Annotated in this window: 24 protein-coding genes; 16 read left to right on the forward strand and 8 right to left on the reverse strand. The window is 63.6% G+C overall.

Annotated features, from left to right (window positions below; translation table 11 throughout):
- Positions 1-52 precede the first annotated feature (52 nt).
- The 5 genes from P0D89_RS01845 to hslU all read left to right on the forward strand — a co-directional run bounded on the left by P0D89_RS01845 (position 53) and on the right by hslU (position 5,951).
- Positions 53-1,255 (forward strand): class I SAM-dependent rRNA methyltransferase, encoded by a 1,203-nt coding sequence (locus P0D89_RS01845; protein WP_408356593.1) that lies wholly within the window; start codon positions 53-55, stop codon positions 1,253-1,255.
- Between the two features lie 189 nt (positions 1,256-1,444).
- Positions 1,445-2,539, forward strand: a complete 1,095-nt coding sequence (locus P0D89_RS01850) for a CobW family GTP-binding protein (RefSeq protein ID WP_408356591.1) — start codon at positions 1,445-1,447, stop codon at positions 2,537-2,539.
- Positions 2,540-3,201: 662 nt separating this feature from the next.
- Positions 3,202-3,621: an RNA polymerase-binding protein DksA gene (dksA, locus tag P0D89_RS01855; RefSeq protein ID WP_012431412.1), complete on the forward strand. Its 420-nt coding sequence runs from the start codon at positions 3,202-3,204 to the stop codon at positions 3,619-3,621.
- Positions 3,622-4,058: 437 nt separating this feature from the next.
- Positions 4,059-4,595 (forward strand): ATP-dependent protease subunit HslV, encoded by a 537-nt coding sequence (gene hslV, locus P0D89_RS01860; protein WP_006050517.1) that lies wholly within the window; start codon positions 4,059-4,061, stop codon positions 4,593-4,595.
- Positions 4,596-4,604: 9 nt separating this feature from the next.
- The gene (gene hslU / locus P0D89_RS01865; RefSeq protein ID WP_408356589.1) at positions 4,605-5,951 is read left to right on the forward strand and encodes an ATP-dependent protease ATPase subunit HslU; all 1,347 of its coding nucleotides are present in this window, start codon (positions 4,605-4,607) and stop codon (positions 5,949-5,951) included.
- Positions 5,952-6,093: 142 nt separating this feature from the next.
- On the opposite strand, the gene P0D89_RS01870 is transcribed toward hslU, so the two are convergent.
- Both P0D89_RS01870 and P0D89_RS01875 read right to left on the reverse strand, forming a co-directional pair.
- Positions 6,094-6,636 carry a response regulator transcription factor gene (locus tag P0D89_RS01870; RefSeq protein WP_149668712.1) on the reverse strand — a complete coding sequence of 181 codons (543 nt, stop codon included), beginning with the start codon at positions 6,634-6,636 and terminating at the stop codon, positions 6,094-6,096.
- Positions 6,633-7,943, reverse strand: coding sequence for an ATP-binding protein (locus P0D89_RS01875; RefSeq protein ID WP_408356762.1), 1,311 nt, complete (start codon positions 7,941-7,943; stop codon positions 6,633-6,635). Before P0D89_RS01875 ends, P0D89_RS01870 begins: the two co-directional genes overlap by 4 nt.
- Positions 7,944-8,068: 125 nt before the next feature.
- Here P0D89_RS01875 and P0D89_RS01880 point away from each other — a divergent pair, with 125 nt between their 5' ends.
- Positions 8,069-9,721, forward strand: coding sequence for a tetratricopeptide repeat protein (locus tag P0D89_RS01880; RefSeq protein WP_408356587.1), 1,653 nt, complete (start codon positions 8,069-8,071; stop codon positions 9,719-9,721).
- Between the two features lie 54 nt (positions 9,722-9,775).
- On the opposite strand, the gene P0D89_RS01885 is transcribed toward P0D89_RS01880, so the two are convergent.
- Positions 9,776-10,000, reverse strand: coding sequence for a cysteine-rich CWC family protein (locus tag P0D89_RS01885; RefSeq protein ID WP_408356585.1), 225 nt, complete (start codon positions 9,998-10,000; stop codon positions 9,776-9,778).
- 264 nt (positions 10,001-10,264) lie between these two features.
- Between P0D89_RS01885 and argB the strand changes: the two genes are divergently transcribed.
- From argB to P0D89_RS01920, 7 genes are all read left to right on the forward strand, one after another.
- A complete protein-coding gene (gene argB / locus P0D89_RS01890; RefSeq protein WP_007179687.1) occupies positions 10,265-11,164 on the forward strand; it encodes an acetylglutamate kinase in 900 nt (299 codons plus the stop codon).
- 248 nt (positions 11,165-11,412) lie between these two features.
- Positions 11,413-12,216 carry a pyrimidine 5'-nucleotidase gene (locus tag P0D89_RS01895; protein WP_408356583.1) on the forward strand — a complete coding sequence of 268 codons (804 nt, stop codon included), beginning with the start codon at positions 11,413-11,415 and terminating at the stop codon, positions 12,214-12,216.
- A complete protein-coding gene (slmA, locus tag P0D89_RS01900; protein ID WP_408356581.1) occupies positions 12,183-12,866 on the forward strand; it encodes a nucleoid occlusion factor SlmA in 684 nt (227 codons plus the stop codon). Before P0D89_RS01895 ends, slmA begins: the two co-directional genes overlap by 34 nt.
- Before the next feature lie 295 nt (positions 12,867-13,161).
- Entirely contained in the window at positions 13,162-14,307 is a 1,146-nt protein-coding gene (gene metX, locus P0D89_RS01905) for a homoserine O-succinyltransferase MetX (protein WP_408356579.1), read from the forward strand.
- Entirely contained in the window at positions 14,304-14,912 is a 609-nt protein-coding gene (gene metW / locus P0D89_RS01910; RefSeq protein ID WP_012431403.1) for a methionine biosynthesis protein MetW, read from the forward strand. The genes metX and metW overlap by 4 nt, the downstream gene beginning before the upstream one ends.
- Before the next feature lie 14 nt (positions 14,913-14,926).
- The gene (locus P0D89_RS01915; protein WP_408356576.1) at positions 14,927-16,321 is read left to right on the forward strand and encodes an AmpG family muropeptide MFS transporter; all 1,395 of its coding nucleotides are present in this window, start codon (positions 14,927-14,929) and stop codon (positions 16,319-16,321) included.
- 35 nt (positions 16,322-16,356) lie between these two features.
- Positions 16,357-17,595, forward strand: a complete 1,239-nt coding sequence (locus P0D89_RS01920; protein WP_408376069.1) for a M48 family metallopeptidase — start codon at positions 16,357-16,359, stop codon at positions 17,593-17,595.
- Positions 17,596-17,622: 27 nt separating this feature from the next.
- On the opposite strand, the gene P0D89_RS01925 is transcribed toward P0D89_RS01920, so the two are convergent.
- The 5 genes from P0D89_RS01925 to gatC form a co-directional block, all read right to left on the reverse strand.
- Complete coding sequence (locus P0D89_RS01925) at positions 17,623-18,402, reverse strand: exodeoxyribonuclease III (RefSeq protein WP_408356574.1); 780 nt, start codon at positions 18,400-18,402, stop codon at positions 17,623-17,625.
- Positions 18,403-18,448: 46 nt separating this feature from the next.
- Entirely contained in the window at positions 18,449-19,288 is an 840-nt protein-coding gene (locus tag P0D89_RS01930) for a PPK2 family polyphosphate kinase (protein WP_408356572.1), read from the reverse strand.
- 135 nt (positions 19,289-19,423) lie between these two features.
- The gene (gatB, locus tag P0D89_RS01935) at positions 19,424-20,899 is read right to left on the reverse strand and encodes an Asp-tRNA(Asn)/Glu-tRNA(Gln) amidotransferase subunit GatB (RefSeq protein WP_408356570.1); all 1,476 of its coding nucleotides are present in this window, start codon (positions 20,897-20,899) and stop codon (positions 19,424-19,426) included.
- Between the two features lie 5 nt (positions 20,900-20,904).
- Positions 20,905-22,392: an Asp-tRNA(Asn)/Glu-tRNA(Gln) amidotransferase subunit GatA gene (gene gatA / locus P0D89_RS01940; protein ID WP_408356568.1), complete on the reverse strand. Its 1,488-nt coding sequence runs from the start codon at positions 22,390-22,392 to the stop codon at positions 20,905-20,907.
- 167 nt (positions 22,393-22,559) lie between these two features.
- A complete protein-coding gene (gatC, locus tag P0D89_RS01945; protein WP_074762686.1) occupies positions 22,560-22,859 on the reverse strand; it encodes an Asp-tRNA(Asn)/Glu-tRNA(Gln) amidotransferase subunit GatC in 300 nt (99 codons plus the stop codon).
- A gap of 376 nt (positions 22,860-23,235) precedes the next feature.
- Here gatC and P0D89_RS01950 point away from each other — a divergent pair, with 376 nt between their 5' ends.
- The 3 genes from P0D89_RS01950 (at position 23,236) to mreD (ending at position 26,066) form a co-directional block, all read left to right on the forward strand.
- On the forward strand, positions 23,236-24,279 hold the full coding sequence (locus P0D89_RS01950) for a rod shape-determining protein (protein WP_004189550.1): 1,044 nt from the start codon (positions 23,236-23,238) through the stop codon (positions 24,277-24,279).
- Positions 24,280-24,432: 153 nt separating this feature from the next.
- Positions 24,433-25,557 (forward strand): rod shape-determining protein MreC, encoded by a 1,125-nt coding sequence (gene mreC, locus P0D89_RS01955; RefSeq protein ID WP_408356566.1) that lies wholly within the window; start codon positions 24,433-24,435, stop codon positions 25,555-25,557.
- Positions 25,554-26,066: a rod shape-determining protein MreD gene (mreD, locus tag P0D89_RS01960; RefSeq protein ID WP_408376066.1), complete on the forward strand. Its 513-nt coding sequence runs from the start codon at positions 25,554-25,556 to the stop codon at positions 26,064-26,066. Before mreC ends, mreD begins: the two co-directional genes overlap by 4 nt.
- Positions 26,067-26,205: the final 139 nt, after the last annotated feature.

Below are 26,205 nucleotides of genomic sequence, written 5' to 3' on the forward strand. Positions count from 1 at the left end.
TCACCCGCCGTGTGCTTGTTGCGACGCGGCCCAATGCTCTGCTGACACCCTGATGAATACCGTTACGCTCAAACCGTCGAAAGAAAAATCGCTGCTGCGCCGCCATCCGTGGGTTTATGCCAACGCGATTGACCGCGTCGATGGCAATCCCGCGCCCGGCGCGACCGTGCTGGTGCGCGCGCATGACGGCCGCTTTCTCGCGCGCGCCGCCTACAGCCCGCATTCGCAGATTCGCGCACGCGTGTGGAGCTTCGACGAAGCCGAGCCGATCGACCACGCGTTCTTCAAGCGCCGTGTGCAGCGCGCGCTCGCGCATCGCCGGACGATGGTGCACGACACCGGCGCGGTGCGGCTGGTTTTCGGCGAAGCGGACGGCCTGCCCGGCCTGATCGTCGATCATTACGTCGCCGAGGACGCAGACCAGCGCAGTCAAATCGTCTGCCAGTTCATGGCGGCGGGCGTCGAGGCATGGAAGGAAGCGATCGTCGCGGCGCTGGTCGACGCGACCGGCTGCCCGAATGTCTACGAGCGTTCGGACGTATCGATTCGCCAGAAGGAAGGGCTGGAGCAGATCACCGGCGTGCTGGCGGGCGAGGCGCCGTCGGAAGCGCTGATCGCGAGCGAAAACGGCGTGCGTTATCACGTCGACGTGCGCAACGGCCACAAGACCGGCTTTTACGTCGACCAGCGCGACAACCGCCTGCTGGTGCAGCAGCTCGCGCAGGATCGCGACGTGCTGAACTGTTTCTGCTACACCGGCGGCTTCTCGCTGGCGGCATTGAAGGGCGGCGCCAAACGCGTGGTGTCGATCGATTCTTCGGGCGAAGCGCTGGCGCTCGCCCAACAGAACGTGGCGGCCAACGGCTTCGACGCCGAGCGCGCCACGTGGCTCGACGCCGACGCGTTCAAGACGCTGCGCCGCCTGTACGACGAAGGCGAGCGCTTCGACCTGATCGTGCTCGATCCGCCGAAATTCGCGCCGTCACGTGAACACGTGGACCGCGCGTCGCGCGCTTACAAGGACATCAACCTGACCGGCCTGAAGCTGCTGCGCCCAGGCGGTTTGCTGTTCACCTACTCGTGCTCGGGCGCGATCGACTCCGAACTGTTCCAGAAGATCGTGTCCAGCGCGGCCGCCGACGCGCGAGTCGACGCGCGCATTCTCAAGCGCCTCGGCGCGGGCGTGGATCATCCGTTGCTCACGGCCTTCCCTGAAGGCGAATACCTGAAGGGTCTGCTGTTGCAAATCGCCTGATCGCCCATACTTTCAGGGTTATTTCGCGCCAGGGCGGCGCTCGCGGCAGCGGGCCCAAACCCCGCCCGTCAGCGCGGGCTTGACAGATATGTTTCAATAACCGGCTAGACAGGGCTGCGCGCCATCCGGCTGCCGCGCCCCGCCTATGCTCCCGATTACGCACCGTTTCACGACCTACAGGCGACCAACATGATTCCAGTCACCATCCTGACCGGCTTTCTTGGCAGCGGCAAAACTACCCTGCTCAAGCGCATCCTGAACGAAAAACACGGCATGAAGATCGCCGTCATCGAAAACGAGTTCGGCGAAGAGAACATCGACAACGAGATCCTCGTGCAGGACACGGGCGAGCAGATCATCCAGATGAGCAACGGCTGCATCTGCTGCACGATTCGCGGCGACCTGTCGCGCGTGCTGGGCGATCTGGCCGCGAAGAAGCAGGCGGGCGAAGTGGACTTCGACCGCGTCGTGATCGAAACCACCGGTCTCGCGAATCCTGGCCCGGTCGCGCAGACGTTCTTCATGGACGACCAGATCGCCAGCGAATTCCTGCTCGACGCAATCATCACGCTGGTCGATGCGAAGCACGCGAACCACCAGTTGGACGAGCACGAAGTGGTGCAGCGCCAGGTCGGTTTCGCCGACCGTCTGTTCATCACCAAGGCCGATCTGGTCGACGAAAAGCACGTGGCCGATCTGCGCCACCGCCTGCTGCACATGAACCCGAAGGCGGCGATCAAGGTCGTCAATTTCGGCGACGCGGACATCAAGGAAATCTTCGATCTGCGCGGCTTCAACCTGAATTCGAAGCTGGAAATCGACCCGGACTTCCTCGTCGAAGACGAACACGCGCACAGCCACGCTCACGCGCATGACGAGCACGGCCACACCCACGACGATCACGATCACGAGAACTGCGATCACGACCACGGCCAGTGTGACCACGAAGGCCACGATCACGCGCATCACCACCACGCGCATCACGACGACAAGATCAAGTCGTTCGTCTACCGCAACGACCGTCCGTTCGATCCGAACAAGCTGGAAGATTTTCTCGGCGGCATTCTGCAGATCTACGGCGAGCGCCTACTGCGCTACAAGGGTGTGCTGTATATGAAGGGGGTCGATCGCAAGGTCGTGTTCCAGGGCGTGCATCAGATGATGGGTAGCGATCTGGCCGCGAAATGGCAGCCGGTCGAGAAGAAGACCAACAAGATGGTGTTTATCGGCATCGAACTGCCGCAGGACCTGATTACCGACGGTCTGGACGCCTGCCTCGCCTGAGCGTTTGGCCGGGCGGCGTCGCATGGGCACCTCGCGCGCCGCCGCACCCGGAGCGCGGCGCGCACTGCGCCGCGACTGCACCTGGCACGCGCGTTGGCACCGTTAATCGTCTGCTGAATACACGCGACCCAGTTGAAAGGCTGCCGAAAAAGTCGCGCGTATGAAAAGCGCGTGAAAACCCTGCTGTATTAAAGCGCGCACGACCATCGCTTTTTGGTCGGGCGCGCGTTATATTTTCGGGATATTGGTGCGCTGTAAGGAGATTTTCGCTAGTTGAGGTGGCGGATTGTGATTCAGTTACAATACGTGCCCACTGGAGAATGACAACGAATTGCCCGGTCAGCGCGTATTGCGCCGGGCCTGACGCGGCGCCGGAAAATCTTGTCCGGGGAAACACGCCGACAATGCCGGCTGCGACAGCCTGAGAAGGCCAGCTGCCGGCGAGCAATGCCTCAGGAGCATTTGAGAATCGGTTTCCAGAGGAGTTCGGCCCCGCATTGGCGTTGCGACGCCCGGCGTGTGGGCGCCAGGCGCTTCGGCGTCACGACAGTCCACCGTCCGTGCCCGCCTTGGCGCTTTGCGTCTTCGAGGCGCCTTTGCGGGCAATACGAAAGTGCGGGCACTATGTAAGAGTTTTGCCTCACATTGAAGAAGTAAGCCAGATGACGACGAAACGACTCTTGACCGAAGCCGAAATCCTGAAGATGAGCGACAAGGATTACATGAATGAGGATCAGCTCGCCTTCTTCAAGAACAAGCTCGAACAGCTGCAGGCGGACATTCTCCGCAATGCCGGCCAGACGACCGAGAACCTGCGCGAAACCGTAATCGTGCCGGACCCGGCCGACCGCGCAACGATCGAGGAAGAGCATGCGCTCGAACTCCGCACGCGCGACCGCGAGCGCAAGCTGCTGAAGAAGGTGCAGCAATCGATCGCGCGAATCGATTCCGGCGACTACGGCTGGTGCGAGGAAACCGGTGAGCCGATCGGCATTCCGCGTCTGCTCGCGCGACCCACGGCAACCCTGTCGCTCGAAGCGCAGGAACGCCGCGAACTGCGCCAGAAGCTGTTCGGCGACTGAACGCTTGCGGCGCGGCTCCGGGTCCGCGCCCTGACACGCTGCTTCGTCGAGAGGCGCACGGTGAACCGTGCGCCTTTTTTCTTTTGCGCGCGCTGTTTACGCTGCGAGGAAGAGTGCACGCGGCCGCTGTGCGGCATTTGCGATACTCTGTCCAAGGCCAGTCGTCGTCGGTTCCTGCACGCGCGGCGGTCCGGCGCCCCATCTTTGCGCAGTCCACCGCCGCATCATTCCCACGCCCGCGCCCAACCCCTGTTTTTTGTCTTATGCCGTTTGGCAGCTCTTGATATGACCGCGCACGCCCTAAAATAAATCGGAGATGCGCTGCACGAGCGCGCCGGCTCACTTGAACCCGAGCGTCGCGCGCCGTCCGTTTTCAGGATTTATCCGGTAGCGCGTCGCGCTGCCGCGCCCTACCCGTTTTGCAAAGAGGAACGCATATGGAGCAATTTCACGGCACGACGATCGTCTCCGTGCGCCGCGGCGACAAGGTCGCGCTCGGCGGCGACGGCCAGGTGACACTGGGCAACATCGTCATGAAAGGCGGTGCGAAGAAAGTCCGGCGCATCTACAACGGCAAGGTGCTGGTCGGCTTCGCCGGCGGCACGGCCGACGCCTTCTCGCTGCTTGATCGCTTCGAAGCGAAGCTGGAAAAGCATCAGGGCAATCTCACGCGCGCCGCCGTCGAACTCGCGAAAGACTGGCGCACCGACCGCATGCTGCGTCGTCTGGAAGCCATGCTGATTGCCGCGGACGCGACCACCACCCTCGTCATCACTGGCAACGGCGACGTGCTCGACCCCGAAGGCGGCATCTGCGCGATCGGTTCCGGCGGCGCCTATGCGCAAGCGGCTGCCAAGGCGCTCGCCGACAACACCGAGCTGTCGCCCCGCGAAATCGTGGAGAAGTCGCTGGAAATTGCCGGCGACATGTGCATCTACACGAACCACAACCGCGTTATCGAGACGATCGAGTAAGGACCCACGATGAGCACAATGACCCCTGCCGAGATCGTCTCCGAACTCGACAAACACATCATCGGCCAAGGCCGCGCTAAAAAAGCCGTGGCCGTGGCGCTGCGCAACCGCTGGCGCCGTCAGCAGGTTGAAGAACCGCTGCGCCAGGAAATCACGCCGAAGAACATCCTGATGATCGGACCGACCGGCGTCGGCAAAACCGAAATCGCGCGGCGTCTTGCGAAGTTGGCCGACGCGCCGTTCATCAAGATCGAAGCCACCAAGTTCACCGAAGTCGGCTATGTGGGCCGCGACGTCGACAGCATCGTGCGCGACCTGATGGAAACCTCGGTCAAACAGACCCGCGAAACGGAAATGCGCAAAGTGCGGACCAAGGCTTGCGATCAAGCTGAAGACCGCATCCTCGACATCCTGCTGCCTGGCGCACGCCCAATCGGTTTCGGTGCAAGTTCGAGCGCCGCCGACACCGCCGACGAAGGCAGCAGCACGCGCCAGACCTTCCGCAAGCGTCTGCGCGAAGGTCTGCTCGACGACAAGGAGATCGAGCTGGACGTCGAACAGCCGCAAGTGGGTATGGACATCATGGGGCCGCCGGGCATGGAAGACATGACCGAGCAGATCCGTTCGATGTTCGCGAATATCGGCGGCGGCAAGAAAACACGCCGCAAGATGAAAGTGAAGGAAGCGCTGAAGGTTCTCACCGACGAAGAGGCCGGCAAGATGCTCAACGACGAAGAGGTGAAAGCCAAGGCGGTGCAGAACGTCGAGCAGAACGGCATCGTGTTCCTCGACGAGATCGACAAGATCGCATCGCGCAGTGAGGCCGGCGGCGGCGAGGTGTCTCGTCAAGGTGTGCAGCGCGATCTGCTGCCGCTCGTCGAAGGCACCACGATCAACACCAAGTACGGCATGGTGAAGACCGATCACATTCTGTTCATCGCGAGCGGCGCGTTCCATCTGGCCAAGCCGAGCGACCTGATTCCCGAACTGCAGGGCCGCTTTCCGATTCGCGTCGAACTCGACTCGCTGTCGGTGAACGACTTCGAATCGATTCTCGTGTCCACCGATGCGAGCCTCGTCAAGCAATACCAGGCACTGCTCGCCACCGAAGACGTGCATCTTGAATTCGCCGACGACGGGATTCGCCGCCTCGCCGAGATCGCTTATTCGGTGAACGAGAAGACCGAGAACATCGGCGCACGGCGTCTCTACACGGTGATTGAAAAGCTGCTCGAGGAAGTATCGTTCTCGGCCGGCAATCACTCGGGCAGAGCGGTGCAGATCGATGCGACGTATGTCGATCGCGCGCTGAACGAAGTGGCCGACGACGAGGATCTGTCGCGCTACGTGCTGTGATGTTTGTGCTGTCGTCGCGTCAGGCTAATTGCATTGCCTGACGCAGATCAAACGCTACGTGTAAAAAACGGGCTGCCTTTGTCGAGGCAGCCCGTTTTCGTTTTTTCATCTCATGCGCCTACGCGCAAGCACGAGGTCGCGCTTACTGCTTGACCGGCCGCTTCGCCAGCTTGCGCTGCAGTGTTCGACGATGCATGTTCAACGCGCGCGCGGTGGCCGAAATATTGCCGCCATGTTCCGCGAGCACACGCTGAATATGCTCCCACTCCAGACGCGCAACCGACAACGGCGTGGGATGCTCGATCGCCTCTTCGGCTTGCAGCGCGCTCGCTTCGCTTTGCAGCGCCGACAAAATCGTTTCGACATTGGCGGGCTTCGCGAGGTAATTGTCTGCGCCGTCCTTCACCGCTTGCACAGCGGTGGCGATGCTCGCATAGCCGGTCAGCACCAGCATCCGCGCATCGGGCTGCAAATCGCGCAGTGGCGCGACGAGTGTGAGGCCGGAGTCGTTGCCGAGATGCAGATCCACGGTGATCTCACTGAACTTCTGCTGGTTCGCGAGCTTGATCGCCTCGTCCGCGTTGTGCGCTTCGCTAACCGTGTAGCCGCGCCGGGTCAGACCGCGAGCGAGGATGCCGGAGAACACCTCGTCGTCGTCGATCACCAGAAAATTCTTTTCGCTCATGCCTGTTTCTCCGTGTTGGTTGGCGCGGCGCCCTGAAGCGCCGTGCCGGATAATTTGCGCCCGGCGAATGGCAGTCTCAGCACCACACGCGTGCCGCGCGGCGCGATCGCGCTGACATCGGTCAACTCGATCGAACCCTTCAGCCGCGCCGCCGCCGAAAAGGCCAGATAGAGGCCCACGCCGTGTCCGCCCTGCGTGCTGTCCACCGGCATCGCACCGAGCGAGCCGCGTAACGCAGCCGGAATGCCCGGGCCCGCATCGCAGACTTCAAACACGATCTGGTCGCCGCGCGACGCGAGCGAGCACGACAGCGTCACGTGATCGCGGCTCGCTCGCGCGGCGTTGTCGAGCAGAATCGTGAGAATCTGGCTGACGGCCACCGTATCGTCAAGACTGACTTCCGGGGACGGCACGCCGATGCGCTCTAACTTGACGTGCGGATGACGCAAGCGCCACTGCTCGGCAAACGATTCGAGCCATTCGCCGACCGGCTGCCGATTGGTCGTCGTCGACGCGCGGCTGCGCAGGCGCGCGAGGGCCGACGTGCACAACGTCATCTGCTGTTCGAGCAGTTCGAGATCGGCGCTGTACGGCGCGAGCCCTTGGTCGCTGCGTGCCGCGTCCCGTAATTCCTCGGACAACATTGCGATTGTAGACAGAGGCGTGCCGATTTCGTGTGCCACGGTGGCGGCCTGCACGCCGAGCGCGACCGCGCGTTCGTCGTGAAGCAAGCGCTGCTGGGCTTCTCCGAGCGCTGCGTCACGTAGCCGCAGCGCCCGTGACATACGCGCGACGAACCATGCGATCAGCCCGACGCTCACCATGAAGTTCACCCACATGCCGGCGCGATAGTAGTCGAAGAGGTTCGCGGGGTTGTCGAGATTCAGCGGCACGGAATCAAAACTGAGCACCGCATAGCAGGTCACGGCGAACGCCGCGAGCCACGCCATCAGGTGCCAGGGCAACACCGCGGCGGCGATCGCCAGTGATGGCAGGTAGAGCGAAACGAAGGGATTGGTGGTGCCGCCGGAGAGAAACAGCAACGCGGACAGCGCGCCGAGATCGACCCAGATCTGGCCGAACAATTCCATGTTGGACTCGGGCCGCTGCTGCGAAACACGCCACCACGTGAGCGCGTTGAAGATCACTTCGAGGGCGATCACGAGCAGCATCGCGGGCAACGGCAGATGCACGCCGATGAAGATCTGCACGAATGCGATCGTCACGAGCTGACCGATGATGGCGAGGCTGCGCAGCCAGAACAAATGGCCCAGATTGACCCGGCCGGTATTGGTTATACGATGCATCACACTAGTTCACCTTTCGGACGGTTCCGACTGACTTCGCCGGGCTGCCGCCATAATATGGTGTCTTTGCGACAGCGTCGCACGGGCCGTGCTTTTCATTCTCGGCCCTTGCGCCGCACCCTCCCATGCTGCCCACTCCCAATCGCGAAGCTGACGCCTCATCAGCCTTCCTGAATTATTTGCGCGAAGCCGCTGCAGCCCGGGACCACGGCATGCCGGAAACCGAAGCTAAATGGCTTGCCGCTGCGGCGCAACTGCATCCGCTCGGCGACGCTTCACTCACATCGCTGATCACCGCGTTGCTCGAACGGCACCGTCATGACGACGCTATCGAGCTCGCTGTCATTATTGCCCAACTCGATCCGCACCGCGCTCTACCGCACTTTCGTATCGGCTATACGCTGCAAATGGCCAATCGGCATCGCGAAGCCATCGCCCCTTATCGCCGCGCGCTCGCCATTGACCCTGCATTGCCGCTATTGCGTAACAATCTCGCCGGTGCGCTGAAGCTCACCGGCGGGGACGTCAGCGAGCAGCTTGCGTTGTTGCAAGGCGCGGTGCGCGACGACCCCGGCAATGGAGAGGGCTGGACCAATCTCACCGACGTGTACCGCATGAGTCTGGATCTGCCGAACACGCTCGAGGCGGGCGCCCGCGCCGTGCAGGTCGCGCCGCTCAGTCCATTGGCGCATAACAACTATGCGCTGGCGCTACGCGAAGCGCAACGCTGGACGGAAGCGGAGCAAGCCGCAACAACGGCCTACACGCTGGCTCCGCACGATGCCGCCATGCGCTCCAATCTCGCGATGCTGCAACTCATGCGCGGCGACTACACGCGCGGGTGGGTATCGCACGAGGCGCGTTGGGATGGCTCGCTGGAGCTCGGCGGCAATCGCCCGCCCATGCCCGCGCCGACCTGGCGGGGCGAACCGCTTGCCGGCAAGACGCTATTCGTGTGGGGCGAGCAAGGAATGGGCGATGTGTTGCAGTTCTGCCGCTATATTCCGATGCTGGCCGAGCACGTTCATCGCGAGGGCGGCCGTCTGCACTGGAACTCGTTCCCGCACATGGGCGCGCTACTCGCACGCAGCCTCGGCTCCCACGTGGACCACTACTCGGCGGGCGGCAGCGTCGAATCGATGCCGCCGTTCGACTATGAGATCCCGCTGCTCAGCCTGCCCCTGATCTTCGACACGCACGAGGAGACGATCCCGGCCTCGACGCCGTATCTGCTTGCGGATGCGGCAGCGCGCGAGTCGTGGCGCAAGCGGCTGGCCGGAGAATCGCGGCTCAAAGTCGGGCTAACATGGACCGGCAGCCTCGGCCATCAGCGCAATCCGTTCCGGCGCATCGATTGTGAACGCTATGCCGCGCATTTCGGCGGCATGCAGGACGTGGCGTTTTATTCGCTGCAACCGGGCGCCGCCGCCGACGTTGCCGCCGCTCGCGCGGCCGGTCTGCCGCTGACCGACTACACCGCCGAATTCGCGAGCTTCGACCATACCGCCGCGCTTGTCAGCGAACTCGATCTGGTCATCACGGTGTGCACGTCGGCGGCGCATTTGGGCGGCGCGCTCGGCCAGCGCACCTGGGTGCTGCTCGACGTCAATCCGCACTGGGTTTGGCTGCTCGAACGCAGCGACAGCCCGTGGTATCCGAGCGCAAGGCTGTACCGGCAGCCCAGGTTCGGCGAATGGGAGCCGGCGCTGCAAGCCATGGCCCATGACCTGCGCATACTGGCGGCCCAGCATCGCGCTGCTCAACTGAACGGCACGTAGACAATGCGGCGCCGCTACGTGCGCGCGACATACATGCCAACGGCCGCGTGCGCGTCAGGACAAATCAGCGCCGTGCTTCGCCTGAGCCGCTCGGGCAATCTCGGCGGCCAGACATTCCGGACACAAACAGCGGCTACGTGGATCGAGCCTGTCCGCCGGCAACGGCGGCATCTCGCGGCACCAGCACTCGGACGGCTGCGCATGCATGGCGCAGTCGAACGCGTTACCGCAGCGCGGGCAGCGCGCGCTGCTTCTGGAACGGGAAGCGGACGGTTTCATAACGGGGCCGGGGTATCGCGGAGGCATCGGTCAGGAAATGATGCCACGACTGGCAAGCCCGCGTGAGTCGTCCATTTGGCTAATTCACAAGCGTCGCGCAAGCACGTTAAGCTTGATCGCCGATTGAGCGCCGCGTGCCGCCATTGCGCACTGCGCAAAGCCCATGCCGCCCGCCACCCGTACCATTATCGAAAACCCTGTTGCAGCGCGCCAGTCCTGTACAATTCGCCCTGTTTTAACTGTTCCGTGCCTGAGCCTGCCGCCATGTCCGAGCTTCCCGACCTTTCGCAGATCGCGCCCACCCTGAAGGCTGAAATCCTGGCCGAGGCGCTGCCCTACATTCGCCAATATCACGGTAAGACCGTGGTGATCAAATACGGCGGCAATGCCATGACCGAGGAGCGGCTGAAGCAAGGCTTCGCACGCGACGTGATCCTGCTGAAGCTGGTCGGCATCAATCCGGTCATCGTGCACGGCGGCGGTCCGCAAATCGACCAGGCGCTCAAGAAGATCGGCAAACAGGGCACGTTCATCCAGGGCATGCGCGTCACCGACGAAGAGACGATGGAAGTCGTCGAATGGGTGCTCGGCGGCGAAGTGCAGCAGGACATCGTCACACTGATCAATCATTTCGGCGGCCACGCGGTCGGCCTGACCGGCAAGGACGGCGGCCTCATCCACGCGCGCAAGATGTTGATGCCGGATCGCGACAATCCGGGCCAGTACGTCGATATCGGCCAGGTGGGGGAAGTCGAGGCGATCAACCCGGCCGTCGTGAAAGCGCTGCAGGACGACGCGTTCATTCCGGTCATCTCGCCGATCGGTTTCGGCGAAGACGGCCTGTCGTACAACATCAACGCGGACCTGGTGGCGGGTAAGCTGGCGGTCGTGCTAAACGCCGAAAAGCTCGTGATGATGACCAACATCCCCGGCGTGATGGACAAGGAAGGCAATCTGTTGACCGACCTGTCGGCTCGCGAAATCGACGGCCTGTTCGCCGACGGCACGATCTCCGGCGGCATGCTGCCGAAAATCTCGTCGGCGCTGGACGCGGCCAAGAGCGGCGTGCGCTCGGTGCACATCATCGACGGTCGTATCGAACACTCGGTGCTGCTGGAAATTCTCACCGAACAGCCGTTCGGCACGATGATCCGTTCGCATTGATTCCTGCCTCAAACCCGGCACACGCGGCGCGTCGCAACGGCGCGCCAGGTGTGCCGTGCGGCATGGCTGCCACGCCTCACAGCGCGTGCGGCGCTTACTGCCGCATTTATGGCAACACATTCGGCGGCCCGCCACGCGCCGACCTGTCGCGCCGGCAACTTTCTCCCTCGTCTTCAACCGCCAGCACCGTGAACCGTCCGCGTTCGCCGCGTGCAGCGATCGTCCGCGCCTGAACGGCGTCCTCCATCATGCGCACCCCCACTTCCCGACGCCGTCGTCCGCATATCGCGGGTGGCAAGCCGGTCTGGCTGTTCGATCTCGACAACACGCTGCACCACGCTTCACACGCAATCTTCCCTGCCATCAACCACGGGATGACGCAGTACATCATCGACGCGCTACAAGTGGACATCGACGAAGCCAACCGTCTGCGCACCGGCTACACGCAGCGCTACGGCGCGACGCTGCTCGGCCTGACGCGCCACCATCCGCTCGACGCGAACGACTTCCTGAAGGTCGTGCACACGTTCCCCGATCTCGGCTCGATGATCCGTCACGAGCGCGGCATCGCTCGGCTCGTCGCGGCGCTGCCCGGCCGCAAGATCGTGCTGACCAACGCCCCTGAGGCGTACGCGCGCGCGGTGCTCGCCGAACTGCGCATCGAGCGTCTGTTCGAGCAGGTGATTGCGATCGAGCACATGCGCGATCGCCGCCGCTGGCGCGCCAAGCCCGACCACGCGATGTTGCGCAAGGCCATGCGCGACGCGCACGTGTCGCTCGGGGACGTGATCCTGGTCGAAGACACGCGCTCGCATCTGAAGAACTACCGGCGCCTCGGCATCCGCACGGTGTGGATCACCGGTCATCTGCCGCGCAGGCCGCGCGCGGACGGCGTGCCGACGCGTCTGCCGGGCACCGGCCGGCCGCACTATGTCGACCGGAGCGTTCGTTCGTTAAAATCGCTACGACTGGGCAACCGCTCGGTTCGATGGAAAGGACAGCAGCCGGGACGACAGCCATGCAGCCGATCGACAAGCCTGACGAAGCCTTAGCCGAACAAGAAGCCGCCGCGCCGGCCGCCCAACGCGCGCAGCGCCTGAAGCCGGGCGAGCGCCGTGTGCACATCCTGCAGACGCTCGCCACGATGCTGGAAGCGCCGAAAAGCGAAAAGATCACCACGGCGGCGCTCGCCGCCCGGCTCGGCGTATCGGAAGCCGCGCTGTACCGCCACTTCGCCAGCAAGGCGCAAATGTTCGAAGGGTTGATCGAGTTCATCGAGCAAACGCTCTTTGGCCTCATCAACCAGATCGCCGACAGGGAAAGCAACGGCGTGCTGCAAGCGCGCGCCATCGCGTTGATGCTGCTCAACTTTCCTGCCAAGAATCCCGGCATGACGCGTGTGCTGACATGCGAGGCCTTGGTCGGCGAGCATGAACGGCTGACCGAGCGCGTCAATCAGATGCTGGAGCGCGTCGAGGCGTCGCTGAAGCAGTGTTTGCGGCTGGCGCAGATGGAAGCGAATGCCGCTGCGGGCGAAGGCGCACACGCCGCCGTCCCGCTGCCGCCCGGCTACGATCCCGCGATCCGCGCGAGCCTGCTCTTGAGCTACATCATCGGCCGCTGGCACCGTTATGTGCGCAGCGGTTTCGCGCGTCCGCCCGCCGAACATGCCGACGCGCAACTGCTGCTGATCCTTCAATAGTGCGCGCGGCACGCAGCGTGTCGCGGGTGCGCCGGCGACGCTCTCGCGCAGGATTTTCCGCTATACTTTGCGCCTGACTGCGGCGCCCCCATGCATCCGGAACCGCATTCGAGAACACCCTGAACACCCATCACGCGCCGATTTGCTGACTCGATTGCGGGCGCGCGAGCCGCTGGGAAACCCCCACGGTTCACTATAAATGCGGCTAAAGAGGTCGTCAGCCGCGCACACAGTCTCTCCTCCGTGCTTTGCCGACGCCGTCTAGCCGCCCTGTTTTTGTTAAATGGCGGAATGAATGGAATCGATCGGTATCGTCGCTCCCCAAAAAATGCATTTCACCGAGCCGCTGCAATTGCAGAACGGCAGCTCGCTCGCCGGTTACGATCTGATGGTCGAAACCTACGGCACGCTCAATGCCGCGCGCAGCAATGCGGTGCTGGTGTGCCACGCGCTCAACGCGTCGCATCACGTGGCGGGCGTGTACGCCGACAATCCGAAGGACGTCGGCTGGTGGGACAACATGGTCGGCCCGGGCAAACCGCTCGACACCGACAAGTTCTTCGTGATCGGCGTGAACAACCTGGGCTCGTGCTTCGGTTCGACCGGGCCGATGAGCATCGATCCGGCCACCGGCGTCCCGTATGGCGCGACGTTTCCCGTCGTGACCGTCGAGGACTGGGTCAACGCCCAGGCGCGGGTCGCCGATGAATTCGGCATCACGCGATTCGCCGCGGTGATGGGCGGCAGTCTCGGCGGCATGCAGGCGCTCGCGTGGAGCATGATGTATCCGGAGCGTGTCGCGCATTGCATCGTGGTCGCGTCCACGCCGAAGCTGTCCGCGCAGAACATCGCGTTCAACGAGGTCGCGCGCTCGGCAATCCTGTCGGACCCCGACTTCCACGGTGGCAACTACTACGCGCACGGCGTCAAACCGAAGCGCGGCTTGCGCGTCGCGCGGATGATCGGCCACATCACGTATCTGTCGGACGACGACATGGCCGAGAAATTCGGCCGCTCGCTGCGCCGCGCAGAAGGCGCGCTGGACGCGTACAACTTCAACTTCGACGTCGAGTTCGAAGTGGAGTCGTACCTGCGCTATCAGGGCGACAAGTTCGCCGACTACTTCGACGCGAACACCTACCTGCTGATCACTCGCGCGCTCGATTATTTCGATCCCGCGAAAGCGTTCGACGGCGATTTGACGGCAGCCGTCGCGCACACGACGGCGAAGTATCTGATCGCGAGCTTCACGACCGACTGGCGTTTCGCGCCGGCCCGCTCGCGCGAACTGGTGAAGGCGCTGCTCGACCACAAGCGCACCGTCACCTATGCGGAGATCGACGCGCCGCACGGTCACGACGCCTTCCTGCTCGACGACGCGCGCTATCACAACGTGATGCGCGCCTACTACGAACGTATTGCGAACGAGGTGAACGCATGAACCAGCGAGCACTCGATTACCTGGCGTTGCGCCCTGACTTCCGTGCGATCGCCCGCTGGGTCGAACCGCGCGCCACCGTGCTGGATCTGGGTTGCGGCGACGGCTCGCTGCTGTCGCTCTTGACCGAAGAACTCGACGTGCAGGGCTACGGCATCGAGATCAACGACGCGGGCGTGCTGGCGTCGACACAAAACGGCGTCAACGTGATCCAGCAGAATCTGGAAGACGGACTGCGCCTGTTCGAAGACGGCAGCTTCGATTTCGCGATTCTGTCGCAAACGCTGCAAACCATTCATCAGACCGCCGCGATCCTGCGCGAGACGGTGCGGGTGGGCAAGGAATGCATCGTGTCGTTTCCGAATTTCGGCTACTGGGCACACCGGCTGTCGGTGCTGCAGGGTCGCATGCCGGTGTCGAAGTCGCTGCCTTATCAATGGCACAACACGCCGAACGTGCGCGTACTGACGATCGAGGACTTCGAAGCGCTCGCCCCGGAAGTCGGCATCGAAATTCTCGACCGCGTCGTGCTGCACGACGGACAGGTGGTGCGCTGGGGCGTGAACTGGCGTGGTAGTCTTGCGGTCTATCGCGTCAAGAAAAGCTAACGCAAGCTATCCACATGTCGAACCCGCCGCACGAGGCGCCTGCACTTACCGCTCACGAAGAACATCCCGGCTGGCGCGCGTTCCTGAATACGCGCATGCTGATCTGCGTCTTTCTCGGCTTCACGTCGGGATTGCCGCTGTTCACGCTCGTCTACCTGGTGCAGGCGTGGCTACGCTCCGAAGGCGTCAATCTGAAGGAAATCGGCCTCTTTGCGCTGATCCAGTTCCCGTATACGTGGAAATTCATCTGGGCGCCGCTGATGGACCGCTATGTGCCGCGCTTGCCAGGCTGGCGGCCGGGCCGACGGCGCGGCTGGATGCTCGTCACGCAGGTTCTGGTGGGCGGCGCGATCGCGACTTTGGGCTTCGTGTCGCCGCGCGATTCGATCTGGACCGTCGCGGCATTGACGGCGCTGGTCGCGTTTTTCGGCGCGAGCCAGGACATCGCGATCGACGCTTACCGGCGTGAGTTGCTGAGCGATACGCAGCAGGGTCTCGGCAATGCGGTGCATGTGAACGCATACAAGATCGCGGCGCTGGTGCCCGGCTCGCTCGCGTTGATTCTGTCCGATCATTTGCCGTGGACCATTGTCTTTATCGTCACAGGTGCGTTCATGCTGCCGGGCATGGTGATGACGCTGGTGGTCAGCGAGCCCAAAGTGCACGGCACGCCGCCGAAGAACCTGCGCGATGCGATCGTGCAGCCGTTCAGGGAATTTATTCAGCGCGACGGCTGGCGCGGCGCGCTGTTCGTGCTCGGCTTCATCTTTCTGTACAAGCTCGGTGACACGATGGCGACCACGCTGTCCACCTCGTTCTTTCTCGACATCGGTTTTTCGCGCACGCAGATCGGCGTGATCGCGAAGACCACCGCGTTCGGCGCGAGTCTCGCGGGCGGTATTGTCGGCGGAATCTGGCTGATGAAGATCGGCATCGGCCGGGGCCTGTGGATCTTCGGCATCCTGCAGATGGTATCGACGCTCGGCTTTGCGTGGCTCGCGCATCTCGGCCCGGCGTCGCCCGGTCTCGCGGCGATCTACGACATTGCCGTCTGGCTCAGCGAGGGCACGACGAAGCTGCTGGCGTTGGTGGGCATCGACTGGGCCGTGCAGCTCGAGCCGCGCTCGGTCGCGCTGGCGCTCGTCTACGGCTTCGAAACCTTCGCCACTGGCCTGACGATGGCGGCGTTCACCGCGTACATCGCGAGCACCACCGACCCGCGCTACACGGCCACCCAGTTTGCGCTCTTCACGAGCCTGGCTTCGGTGCCGCGCACGCTGGCATCGGCGGCGAGCGGCTACGTGGTCGCGCAGATCGGCTGGTTCGACTACTTCATCGTGTGTACCGCGCTTGCGTTGCCCGGCATGCTGCTTCTGTTGCGGATCGCGCCGTGGAGAGAGCAGTCGTGAAAGCGCAACTCCCGATCCGCGCGCGGCGCCTATGCATGAAGCGCGCGCCATCGTTCAAGTTCAACGCATGCCGCGCGGCGCTGCGTGCGGCATGCGCGCTCGGCTTTGCGAGCAGCCTCGCGTTGGTGATGCCGTCGAGCGCGTACGCGGCCACGTCGGCGGCCAGCGCGGCAGCGCCTGCAGCGGCCACCACGCCGGCCACCGCGACCGGAGCGGCAACCGCGCCGACCGCGAAATCCGCAGCGGCCACGGCTGCCGCAGCAAACGCCGACAGCGCGACGGCGGCGACGCCGAACAGCGCTCCTACAGCGACGAACCCTACCAGCTCGCCCAACGCCGGCAGCGCGCCTGTCGCCACGCCGCCCTCTGCGGCACCCCAGGCCCAGCCGCCCGTTACCGCCAAGACACCCGCCGCGACGTCGGCGCCGCCTGCGTCCCCGCCGCCGTACACGCCGAACACTTCAAATACGCAGTTGCGCTACGGCGACTACCTGGTGTTCCGCAACCTGATCCCATCACCGATGCTCGAGGCGCAAGCCGCCGAAGAGTTCGAGCAGATTGCCTATGGCGCTGAACACGCGAAGCGCCTGTACGGCGACACTGACGCGCACGTCACGCGCGTCCGATCGATCGTCGAGCGGATGATTCCGTACTCGTTGAAATGGAACGAGCGGGCCAAAGGCTGGAAGTGGGATGTAGCGGTGGTGCGCTCGACTGATATCCGCATGTACTGCCTGCCGGGCGGCAAGATCGTCGTCTATGGCGGACTGCTCGACCGCCTGCGTCTGAACGACAACGAACTCGGCATGCTGATCGGCCACGAGATCGCGCATGCGCTGCGCGAGCATGCGCGCGAGCGGCTTGGCCAGCTCCAGGCCAGCCAGCTCGATTCGTCCGGCACGATCCCCCAACTGTTCGGGCTGGCCGATCTCGGCGCGGCGCCGCTCGGCATCGGCTCGCGCCTCCTGGAAATGAAGTACGAGAGCACCGACGAAACCGAAGCCGACGTGATCGGCAGCGATATCGCGTCACGCGCGGGCTTCGATCCGCGCGCGGCGGTCACGCTGTGGGACAAGCTCGCGCAAGCGACGCGCGGCGATCGCGATCGCGGCTTCATCTACGTGCATCCGTACACGCCGGCGCGTCGTCAGGACATCATCAAGCGTCTGCCCGACATGCTGCCGCTCTACGCGAAGGCGATCGGCACGACCGTGGATGCGCTGCCTGATTACGCGGGCATCGGACGCCCACGCCGCAAAACAGCCGCCGACTAAAGTTGAGCGGCGCGGACCGGGAAGCGCTTACTTCTTGACCTTGTGATCGTAGTCGACCGTCAGCGGCGCATGGTCGCTGAACTTGATATCGCGGAACACGTCGGTGTGTTTCGCCTTGCTCGCGATGCCCGGCGTCGCGATCTGATAATCGATCCGCCACCCGACGTTCTTCGCGTACGCCTGGCCACGATTGCTCCACCACGTGTACTGCTCCGGCCGTTGATCGAGCGTGCGGAACACGTCGACGTAGCCCACGTCGTCGAACAGTTTGGTCAGCCACGCACGCTCCTCCGGCAGGCAGCCCGAGTTCTTCTGGTTGCTCTTCCAGTTCTTGATGTCGATTTCCTTGTGGACGATGTTCACATCGCCGCACACGATCACTTCGCGCTCCTGGGCCAGTTCGGAGAGATGTGGCATGAACTCGTCCATGAAACGGAACTTGGCCTGCTGACGTTCGTCTCCGCTCGAACCCGACGGCACGTACACCGAAATCACCGACAGCTTGCCGAAACGCAGCTCGACATAGCGCCCTTCCGGATCGAACTCCTCGCTGCCGAAACCGATCACTACTTCGTCTGGCTCGTGACGCGTGTAGACGCCCGCGCCGCTATAGCCTTTTTTCACCGCGTGCTGAAAGTAGCCGGTGAAATCATGCGGCGCCATGAATTCCGGCGTCATGTCGTCCTGCGAGCATTTGATTTCCTGCACGCACAGCACGTCGGCGCTCTGTTCGCCGAACCATTCGAAAAAGCCTTTCTTCGCCGCCGAGCGGATGCCGTTCAGGTTGGCGGTAATCACACGCAACATGTCGTTCCTTTCATGTTCGATTCGTTATCTGGGCTAACGGGCCAGGTCACTCGACCTTGATACCCTTCAGCGATTCCTTGGGAGGTGGATATTCGAGCCTCAGCTCCTGCAACGCGCGCAGCAACAACTGCGCGACCATCACGTTGCGATGCGTCTTCGAGTCGGCCGGAATCACGTACCACGGCGCGTAGTCGGTCGACGTCATCGCGAGCGCGTCGCGGTAGGCCGACTGATACGTGTCCCATTGCTTGCGCGCTTCGAGATCGGACACGTCGAATTTCCAGTTCTTGCTCGGGTCGTCGATACGCGCTTGCAGACGCACGCGCTGCTCGTCTTTCGAAATGTGCAGCATGCACTTGACGATAGTCGTGCCGCTATACGCGAGCATCTCTTCGAACTGGCGAATGTGGCAGCAGCGCTGCTCGAAGGCTCGCGCATCCAGTTCGCCGCGCACGGTGGGCACCAGCAGATCTTCGTAGTGGCTGCGGTTGAAGATCGTCAGCTCGCCGGCGGCGGGCGCCTGCGAATGCACGCGCCATAGAAAATCGTGCGCGAGTTCGACGGGCGTCGGCGCCTTGAATGGCACGATGCGCAAGCCGAGCGGATCGACCTCGTGAAACACCGCGCGGATCGTGCCGTCCTTGCCGCTCGTGTCCATGCCTTGCAGCACCAGCAACACGCGACGCCTCTGCTGCGCGTGCAGGCACTCCTGCTGCATCTCGAGTTGCGCGCCGATCTGCGCGAGCCGATCGCGGTCCGTGTCTTTTGAGCCGGTTGAAAATGGCTTCGCGCCCGGGTCGAAGTCGTCGAGAGAGAACCTGGTTTTTTTCTTGCCGTCGTCGAAATACGGCACGCGGAAATCGTCGAGTTCGGGTTGCTTCGCCATCCACACACTCCCTGATCTGCGTTCGGGCGTCGCAAAAGCGGGCCCACAAAATGAAACGGGCCGTTGCCACACTTTCGTTTCCGGCAACAGCCCGTGGTGGCCCGCGCGCGAACGCCCGGGCCATGCCTCTTCAACTCAGGACAGCTTCTTCTTCAGCAGTTCGTTCACCTGCGCGGGATTGGCCTTGCCCTTGGTCGCCTTCATCGCCTGACCGATCAGCGCGTTGAACGCCTTTTCCTTGCCGGCGCGGAATTCCTCGACCGACTTCTGGTTCGCGGCGAGCACTTCGTCGAGGATCGCTTCCAGCGCGCCGGTATCCGAAATCTGCTTGAGCCCCTTCGCTTCGATGATGCGATCGGCAGCGGCTTCGTCGGTGGCCTTCTCTTCCCAGATCGCGAGGAAGATTTCCTTCGCAATCTTGTTCGAGATCGTGCCGTCGGCAATGCGTTGCAGCAGCAGCGCGAGTTGCGCGGACGACACCGGCGAAGCGTCGAACTCCAACCCTTCGCGATTCAGCTGCGACGACACTTCGCCCATCAGCCAGTTTGCCGCGACCTTCGCGTTGGCCGGGCCGACCTTGCCGACCACCGCTTCGTAGTACGCGGCCATGGCCTTGCTCGCGGTCAGCACGTTGGCGTCGTACGGCGTGAGGCCGTATTGCGACACGAAGCGCTGCTGGATCGCCACCGGCAGCTCCGGCATCTCGCCCTTCACGCGCTCGACCCATGCCGCGTCGATCACGAGCGGCATCAGATCGGGGTCGGGGAAATAGCGGTAGTCGTGCGCGTCTTCCTTGCTGCGCATGGAACGCGTTTCGCGCTTGTCCGGATCGTACAGACGCGTTTCCTGCACCACCGTGCCGCCGTCTTCGATCAATTCGATCTGGCGGCGGACTTCGTACTGGATCGCTTCTTCGAGGAAGCGGAACGAATTCAGGTTCTTGATCTCGGCACGCGTGCCAAATTCCGCCTGACCGACCGGGCGCACCGACACGTTCGCATCACAACGGAACGAGCCTTCCTGCATGTTGCCGTCGCAGATGCCGAGCCACGTGACGAGCGTGTGCAGCGTCTTCGCGTAAGCCACCGCTTCCGCCGCGCTGCGGATTTCCGGCTCGGTGACGATTTCGAGCAGCGGCGTGCCGGCGCGATTCAGGTCGATGCCGGTCATGCCTGCAAAGTCTTCATGCAACGACTTGCCCGCGTCTTCCTCGAGGTGGGCGCGCGTGAGGTTGACGACTTTCTCGTACGCTTCCTTGCCCGCCTTCTCATTGGCCGGCACCTGAATCGTCACCTGGCCGCCCTGCACGACGGGAATTTCGTACTGGCTGATCTGATAGCCCTTGGGCAGATCGGGGTAGAAATAATTTTTGCGCGCGAAGATGCTGCGCGGCGCCACCGTCGCGCCGATCGCGAGACCAAACTGGATCGCGCGCTCGACCGCACCGCGGTTCATAACCGGCAAGGTGCCCGGCAGTGCCAGATCGACGGGGCAGGCCTGCGTGTTCGGCGCGGCGCCGAACTGCGTGGCTGCGCCCGAGAAAATTTTCGATTGAGTCGACAGTTGCGCGTGGGTCTCCAGACCGATCACGACTTCCCATTGTTTGGCCATGGTGCTCACACTCCTGCCGGTGCTTTGCGGTGCCAGTCGGTCGCGCGCTGGAACGCGTCGGCCACCTGCAGCATCCGGGCTTCATTGAAATAGTTGCCGATGATCTGCAGACCCACCGGACGCTGCGCATTCGCGCCCGCGCCAAAGCCGCACGGCACGCTCATGCCCGGCAAACCGGCGAGGCTCACCGACAATGTGTAGATGTCGGCCAGATACATCTGCACCGGATCGTCGCCCTTCGCGCCGAGATCCCACGCCACTGACGGCGCGACCGGTCCCATGATTACGTCGCACTGCCTGAACGCTTCCTGGAAGTCCTGCGCGATAATGCGGCGAATCTTTTGCGCCTGCAGGTAGTACGCGTCGTAATAGCCATGCGACAGCACGTACGCGCCGACCATGATGCGGCGCTTCACTTCCGGACCGAAGCCTTCGGCGCGCGACTTCTTGTACATGTCGAGCAGATCGCGGTACTCAGCGGCGCGATGGCCGAAGCGCACGCCGTCGAAACGCGACAGGTTCGACGACGCCTCGGCCGGCGCGATCACGTAGTACACCGGGATCGACAGTTCGGTTTTCGGCAGCGAGACATCGACGAGCGTGGCGCCGAGTGCTTCGTACTGCTTGAGCGCCGCGTCGATCGACGCGCGCACGTCGTCGGCCAGACCCGCGCCGAAGTACTCCTTCGGCAGGCCGATGCGCAAGCCGGCGAGCGGCTTGTCCGCGCCGTCTTCCTTCCACGGCTTGCCGAGGTAACGCGTGTAGTCTTCGTCGTCGCGCACGAGGCTGGTCGAATCGCGCTCGTCGAAGCCGGCCATCGCGTTGAGCAGCGTCGCGCAGTCGGCGGCGCTCTTCGCCATCGGGCCGCCCTGATCCAGCGACGACGCGAACGCGATCATCCCGTAACGCGACACGCGGCCATAGGTCGGCTTGATGCCGGTAATGCCGGAGAACGACGCCGGTTGACGGATCGAGCCGCCGGTGTCCGTGCCGGTTGCGGCGGGCGCGAGACGCGCGGCCACGGCCGCCGCCGAGCCGCCCGACGAACCGCCCGGCACCGACTTGCGGTCCCACGGATTCTGCACAGGGCCGAAGTACGAATTCTCGTTGGACGAGCCCATCGCGAACTCGTCCATGTTGGTCTTGCCCACGCACACCATGCCGGCGTTCTGCAAGCGCGCGACCACGGTGGCGTCGAACGGGCTTTCGTAGTTCGCCAGCATCTTCGAGCCGGCGGTGGAGCGCCAGCCCTTGGTGACGAACACGTCCTTGTGCGCGATCGGCAGGCCGACCAGCGGACCGGCATGGCCGGTGTGGAGCAGCGCGTCGGCAGCTTTTGCCTGCGCGAGCGTCAGCTCGTGATCGACCTGGATGAACGCGTTCAGGCCATTGGCCGCGTCGATCCGCTTCAGGTACAGCTGCGCCAGTTCAACTGCGGAGCATTCCTTGGCCGACAGTGCGGCGCGCAGTTCGGTCAGACTCTTTTCATGCATTGCGTTTTATCCTGGAAAGCGCGGCAGCGCAGTCACGCTGCCGTGGAGGCGTTCGGCTGCCCGCCGGCGAGCCTGGCCGGGAACCCGGCGATGGCGGACACGCGCGCCCGTTGCGCGGAGCGCCCTGCCGCGGGCTCGCGAGCCGCGCCGGGCTTGCCGCGCGGGTCTTACTCGATCACCTTCGGCACGAGGTACAGGCCATCTTGCACAGCCGGCGCCGGGCGTTGGAAAGCTTCGCGTTCGACGGTTTCAGTTACGGCGTCGTTACGCAGACGCAGCGCGACGTCTTCGATCTGCTCGATCGGATGGGCTAGCGGGGCGATCCCGGTGGTATCGACCGCCTGCATTTGCTCGACGAGGCCGAAAAAATCGTTGAGCTGGGCACGCGTGTGCTCAGCGTCGGCGTCGGCCAGTTCGAGCCGCGCAAGATGCGCGATGCGCTTAACATCGGTCAGGGTCAGAGCCATGCAGTCACCGGAAAATGTGGTGGGCAGCCGCAGCGCGGAAAAACGACGCTGCGACAGCAAGTTACGACGCGATCGGACAAGTCGGAAAAGGGGGCGGCGGTGGCAAAAGTGCCATCCGTTTCCTTCAAAACAACCAAAATTATAAGGTATGATTACGCGTTCGACCCAAACCCGGACCGACTTACCAAGGCCTTTCTGAACAATTCCCAAAGATCGTTCGGAATTTCCCGCATTGGCTTTGCAACGGCCTCCGGTAGACTCCCTCGCAGCTTCAAGTTCCTGTGGCGCAACTCCCGCCAGGTTGAAGCTGTTATTTTTCCGCTGCCGCCCTACGCATACGTTGCGAGGCCCGGCCCCCAGCGAGACAGGATTTTGAATGTTCGGTTTTTTGCGCAGCTACTTCTCCAACGATCTGGCGATTGATCTCGGCACCGCCAACACGCTCATCTACATGCGTGGCAAGGGCATCGTTCTTGACGAACCGTCGGTGGTTTCGATCCGCCAGGAAGGCGGTCCCAACGGCAAGAAAACCATTCAGGCAGTCGGTAAGGAAGCCAAACAGATGCTCGGCAAGGTGCCGGGCAACATCGAGGCGATCCGCCCGATGAAGGACGGCGTGATCGCCGATTTCACCGTCACCGAACAGATGATCAAGCAGTTCATCAAGACGGCGCACGAGTCGCGCATGTTCTCGCCGTCGCCGCGCATCATCATCTGCGTGCCGTGCGGTTCGACCCAGGTCGAGCGCCGCGCGATCAAGGAAGCCGCGCACGGCGCGGGCGCCTCGCAGGTGTATCTCATCGAAGAACCGATGGCCGCCGCGATCGGCGCCGGCTTGCCGGTGTCGGAAGCCACCGGCTCGATGGTCGTCGACATCGGCGGCGGCACGACCGAAGTCGGGGTGATCTCGCTCGGCGGCATCGTGTACAAGGGCTCGGTGCGCGTGGGCGGCGACAAGTTCGACGAAGCCATCGTCAACTACATCCGCCGCAACTACGGGATGCTGATCGGCGAGCAAACCGCCGAAGCCATCAAGAAGGAAATCGGCTCCGCATTCCCAGGCTCCGAAGTCAAGGAAATGGAAGTGAAGGGCCGCAATCTGTCGGAAGGCATTCCGCGCAGCTTCACCATCTCCAGCAACGAAATTCTCGAAGCCCTCACCGATCCGCTGAACCAGATCGTGTCGTCGGTGAAGATCGCACTGGAGCAAACGCCACCGGAACTGGGCGCGGACATCGCCGAACGCGGCATGATGCTCACGGGCGGTGGCGCACTGCTGCGCGACCTGGATCGCCTGCTCGCCGAAGAAACCGGCCTGCCGGTGCTCGTCGCCGAAGACCCGCTGACTTGCGTCGTGCGCGGCTCGGGCATGGCGCTCGAACGCATGGACAAGCTGGGCAGCATCTTCTCGTACGAGTAAGCGAGCCTTTCTCCATGTCAGTTGCGCGGATCTGGCACACGGCCCCTTGCGGGCCGGTTTGCCGTTGGCTGGGCCAACCAGCCTCCGCGCGCTGACCACGCGCCCCTCGCGCGCCGCCGTCTCACCCAACTGCTCACGCCCCCGGCGCCGACCATGGAATACAGTCCGCCGCCCCTGTTCAAGCAAGGCCCGTCCGCACTCGCACGGCTGGTGTTTTTCGTCGTGCTGGCGATTGCCTTGCTGATCTCCGATGCACGCTTCCAGACGCTTGAAATCGTTCGCGGCGTGCTCGGCGCGGGTCTTTATCCGTTGCAACGCGCGGCTCTCGTGCCCCGCGACATCTTCATGGGCGCCGCCGATCTGGCCGTGACCAGCGCCACGCTGCGCAGCGAAAACGACAAGCTGCGCACCAAAGATCTGCAGCTCTCGCAGCAAGCCAACACGGCTTCCGAACTCGCCGCCGAAAACGCCCATTTGCGCGCGCTGCTGCAACTGTCGCAGCGCTCCACCACGGAATCCCTGCCCGCCGAAATCGAGTACGACACGCGCGATCCGTTCACGCAGAAGGTGGTCATCGGGCGCGGTGCGCAGCAGGGCATTCAGAACGGCTCGCCGGTCGTCAACGAAGACGGCGTGATCGGCCAGGTGACGCGCGTGTTCCCGCTGCAGGCCGAAGTCACGCTGCTGACCGACAAGGATCAGGCAGTGCCGGTGCAGATCGTGCGCACCGGCTTGCGCAGCGTGATTTACGGTACACCGAAGGGCGACACGCTCGACCTGCGCTTCGTGCCGATCAGCGCCGACGTACAGACCGGCGACGAACTCGTCACCAGCGGACTCGACGGCGTGTATCCGCCGGGGCTGCCGGTCGCCAAGGTGGTGCGGGTCGACAAGCAGGCCGATACGGCGTTCGCGCGCGTGGTCTGCCTGCCGGTGGCACCGGTGCGCGGCGCGCGTCAGTTGCTGGTGCTGCACTACGTGAACAATGTGCCCCCGCGTCCGGCCGAAGAACCCGACGCCGCCACGGTCGCGAAGGAAGCGAAGAAGAAGGGCGGCAAGCCGGCCGACGGCAAAGCCCCGGCGGACAAATCCGCGGCCAAGCCTGGCGAAAAAGCGGCCGCAGAAAAGCCGGCCGCCGTCGCTAAAAACGCCGAAAAAGCCCCGGCCAAACCGGCGGTTGCAGAGAAGAAGTCCGCCGACAAGAAGCCGGCTGCCGAGAAGAAGCCGGCCGCCGAGAAGAGCGCGAAGCCGCAAGCCGCGCCGGGGGCACAGCCATGAACCGTCCGCAATACATTCTGCAGCCGGTCAATCCGTACTTCATCGCGTTCAGCCTCGCCGCGGCGTTCCTGCTGAACCTGATGCCGTGGGGCCGCCTCATCGGCGTGCCGGACTTCGTCGCGCTCGTACTGTTGTTCTGGAACGTGCATCAGCCGCGCAAGGTCGGCATGGGTATCGCGTTTTTCCTCGGCTTGCTGATGGACGTTCACAACGCCAGCCTGCTCGGCGAGCACGCGCTGGCGTACACGCTGTTGTCGTATGGCGCGATCACGATCCACCGCCGCGTGCTGTGGATGTCGCTCGGCGTGCAGACTTTCGCGGTGATGCCGCTCCTGGTCGCCGCGCAACTGGTGCCGTTCGTGATCCGTCTGCTGACGGGCGCGGCGTTTCCGGGCTGGGGTTACCTGATCGACGGTTTCGTCGAAGCCGCGCTGTGGCCGATTGCCAGCGTGCTGTTGTTAATGCCGCAACGCCGCCCGGCCGATCCGGACGATACGCGGCCCATTTGATCCCGCATCGGGCTCGCCGGCCGTTCCGTTCTGCTGGAACTCATCCGCCCGACCCGCCCGACGCGCAGCGCTGTTCATGCCTCCCGGTTCCGGCCGGATTGGGCGCACACTCTTGATGGCCGTCACCCGGCCTTTTGCA

It is taken from the genome of Paraburkholderia sp. RL18-085-BIA-A (assembly GCF_046027075.1).
Taxonomy (GTDB): Bacteria; Pseudomonadota; Gammaproteobacteria; order Burkholderiales; family Burkholderiaceae; genus Paraburkholderia.

Bases quoted from the DNA above. Each gene is read 5' to 3' on its own strand.
- P0D89_RS01920 (WP_408376069.1), top strand. From the start codon at position 16,357: ATGAAGCGCGCGCCATCGTTCAAGTTCAACGCATGCCGCGCGGCGCTG.
- mreC (WP_408356566.1), top strand. From the start codon at position 24,433: ATGGAATACAGTCCGCCGCCCCTGTTCAAGCAAGGCCCGTCCGCACTC.
- metW (WP_012431403.1), top strand. From the start codon at position 14,304: ATGAACCAGCGAGCACTCGATTACCTGGCGTTGCGCCCTGACTTCCGT.
- P0D89_RS01850 (WP_408356591.1), top strand. From the start codon at position 1,445: ATGATTCCAGTCACCATCCTGACCGGCTTTCTTGGCAGCGGCAAAACT.
- gatA (WP_408356568.1), bottom strand. From the start codon at position 22,392: ATGCATGAAAAGAGTCTGACCGAACTGCGCGCCGCACTGTCGGCCAAG.
- P0D89_RS01915 (WP_408356576.1), top strand. From the start codon at position 14,927: ATGTCGAACCCGCCGCACGAGGCGCCTGCACTTACCGCTCACGAAGAA.
- P0D89_RS01875 (WP_408356762.1), bottom strand. From the start codon at position 7,943: ATGCATCGTATAACCAATACCGGCCGGGTCAATCTGGGCCATTTGTTC.
- P0D89_RS01925 (WP_408356574.1), bottom strand. From the start codon at position 18,402: ATGTTGCGTGTGATTACCGCCAACCTGAACGGCATCCGCTCGGCGGCG.
- hslV (WP_006050517.1), top strand. From the start codon at position 4,059: ATGGAGCAATTTCACGGCACGACGATCGTCTCCGTGCGCCGCGGCGAC.
- slmA (WP_408356581.1), top strand. From the start codon at position 12,183: ATGCAGCCGATCGACAAGCCTGACGAAGCCTTAGCCGAACAAGAAGCC.
- P0D89_RS01950 (WP_004189550.1), top strand. From the start codon at position 23,236: ATGTTCGGTTTTTTGCGCAGCTACTTCTCCAACGATCTGGCGATTGAT.
- P0D89_RS01895 (WP_408356583.1), top strand. From the start codon at position 11,413: ATGCGCACCCCCACTTCCCGACGCCGTCGTCCGCATATCGCGGGTGGC.
- P0D89_RS01880 (WP_408356587.1), top strand. From the start codon at position 8,069: ATGCTGCCCACTCCCAATCGCGAAGCTGACGCCTCATCAGCCTTCCTG.
- gatB (WP_408356570.1), bottom strand. From the start codon at position 20,899: ATGGCCAAACAATGGGAAGTCGTGATCGGTCTGGAGACCCACGCGCAA.
- gatC (WP_074762686.1), bottom strand. From the start codon at position 22,859: ATGGCTCTGACCCTGACCGATGTTAAGCGCATCGCGCATCTTGCGCGG.
- mreD (WP_408376066.1), top strand. From the start codon at position 25,554: ATGAACCGTCCGCAATACATTCTGCAGCCGGTCAATCCGTACTTCATC.
- P0D89_RS01885 (WP_408356585.1), bottom strand. From the start codon at position 10,000: ATGAAACCGTCCGCTTCCCGTTCCAGAAGCAGCGCGCGCTGCCCGCGC.
- P0D89_RS01930 (WP_408356572.1), bottom strand. From the start codon at position 19,288: ATGGCGAAGCAACCCGAACTCGACGATTTCCGCGTGCCGTATTTCGAC.
- argB (WP_007179687.1), top strand. From the start codon at position 10,265: ATGTCCGAGCTTCCCGACCTTTCGCAGATCGCGCCCACCCTGAAGGCT.
- hslU (WP_408356589.1), top strand. From the start codon at position 4,605: ATGAGCACAATGACCCCTGCCGAGATCGTCTCCGAACTCGACAAACAC.
- metX (WP_408356579.1), top strand. From the start codon at position 13,162: ATGGAATCGATCGGTATCGTCGCTCCCCAAAAAATGCATTTCACCGAG.
- P0D89_RS01845 (WP_408356593.1), top strand. From the start codon at position 53: ATGAATACCGTTACGCTCAAACCGTCGAAAGAAAAATCGCTGCTGCGC.
- dksA (WP_012431412.1), top strand. From the start codon at position 3,202: ATGACGACGAAACGACTCTTGACCGAAGCCGAAATCCTGAAGATGAGC.
- P0D89_RS01870 (WP_149668712.1), bottom strand. From the start codon at position 6,636: ATGAGCGAAAAGAATTTTCTGGTGATCGACGACGACGAGGTGTTCTCC.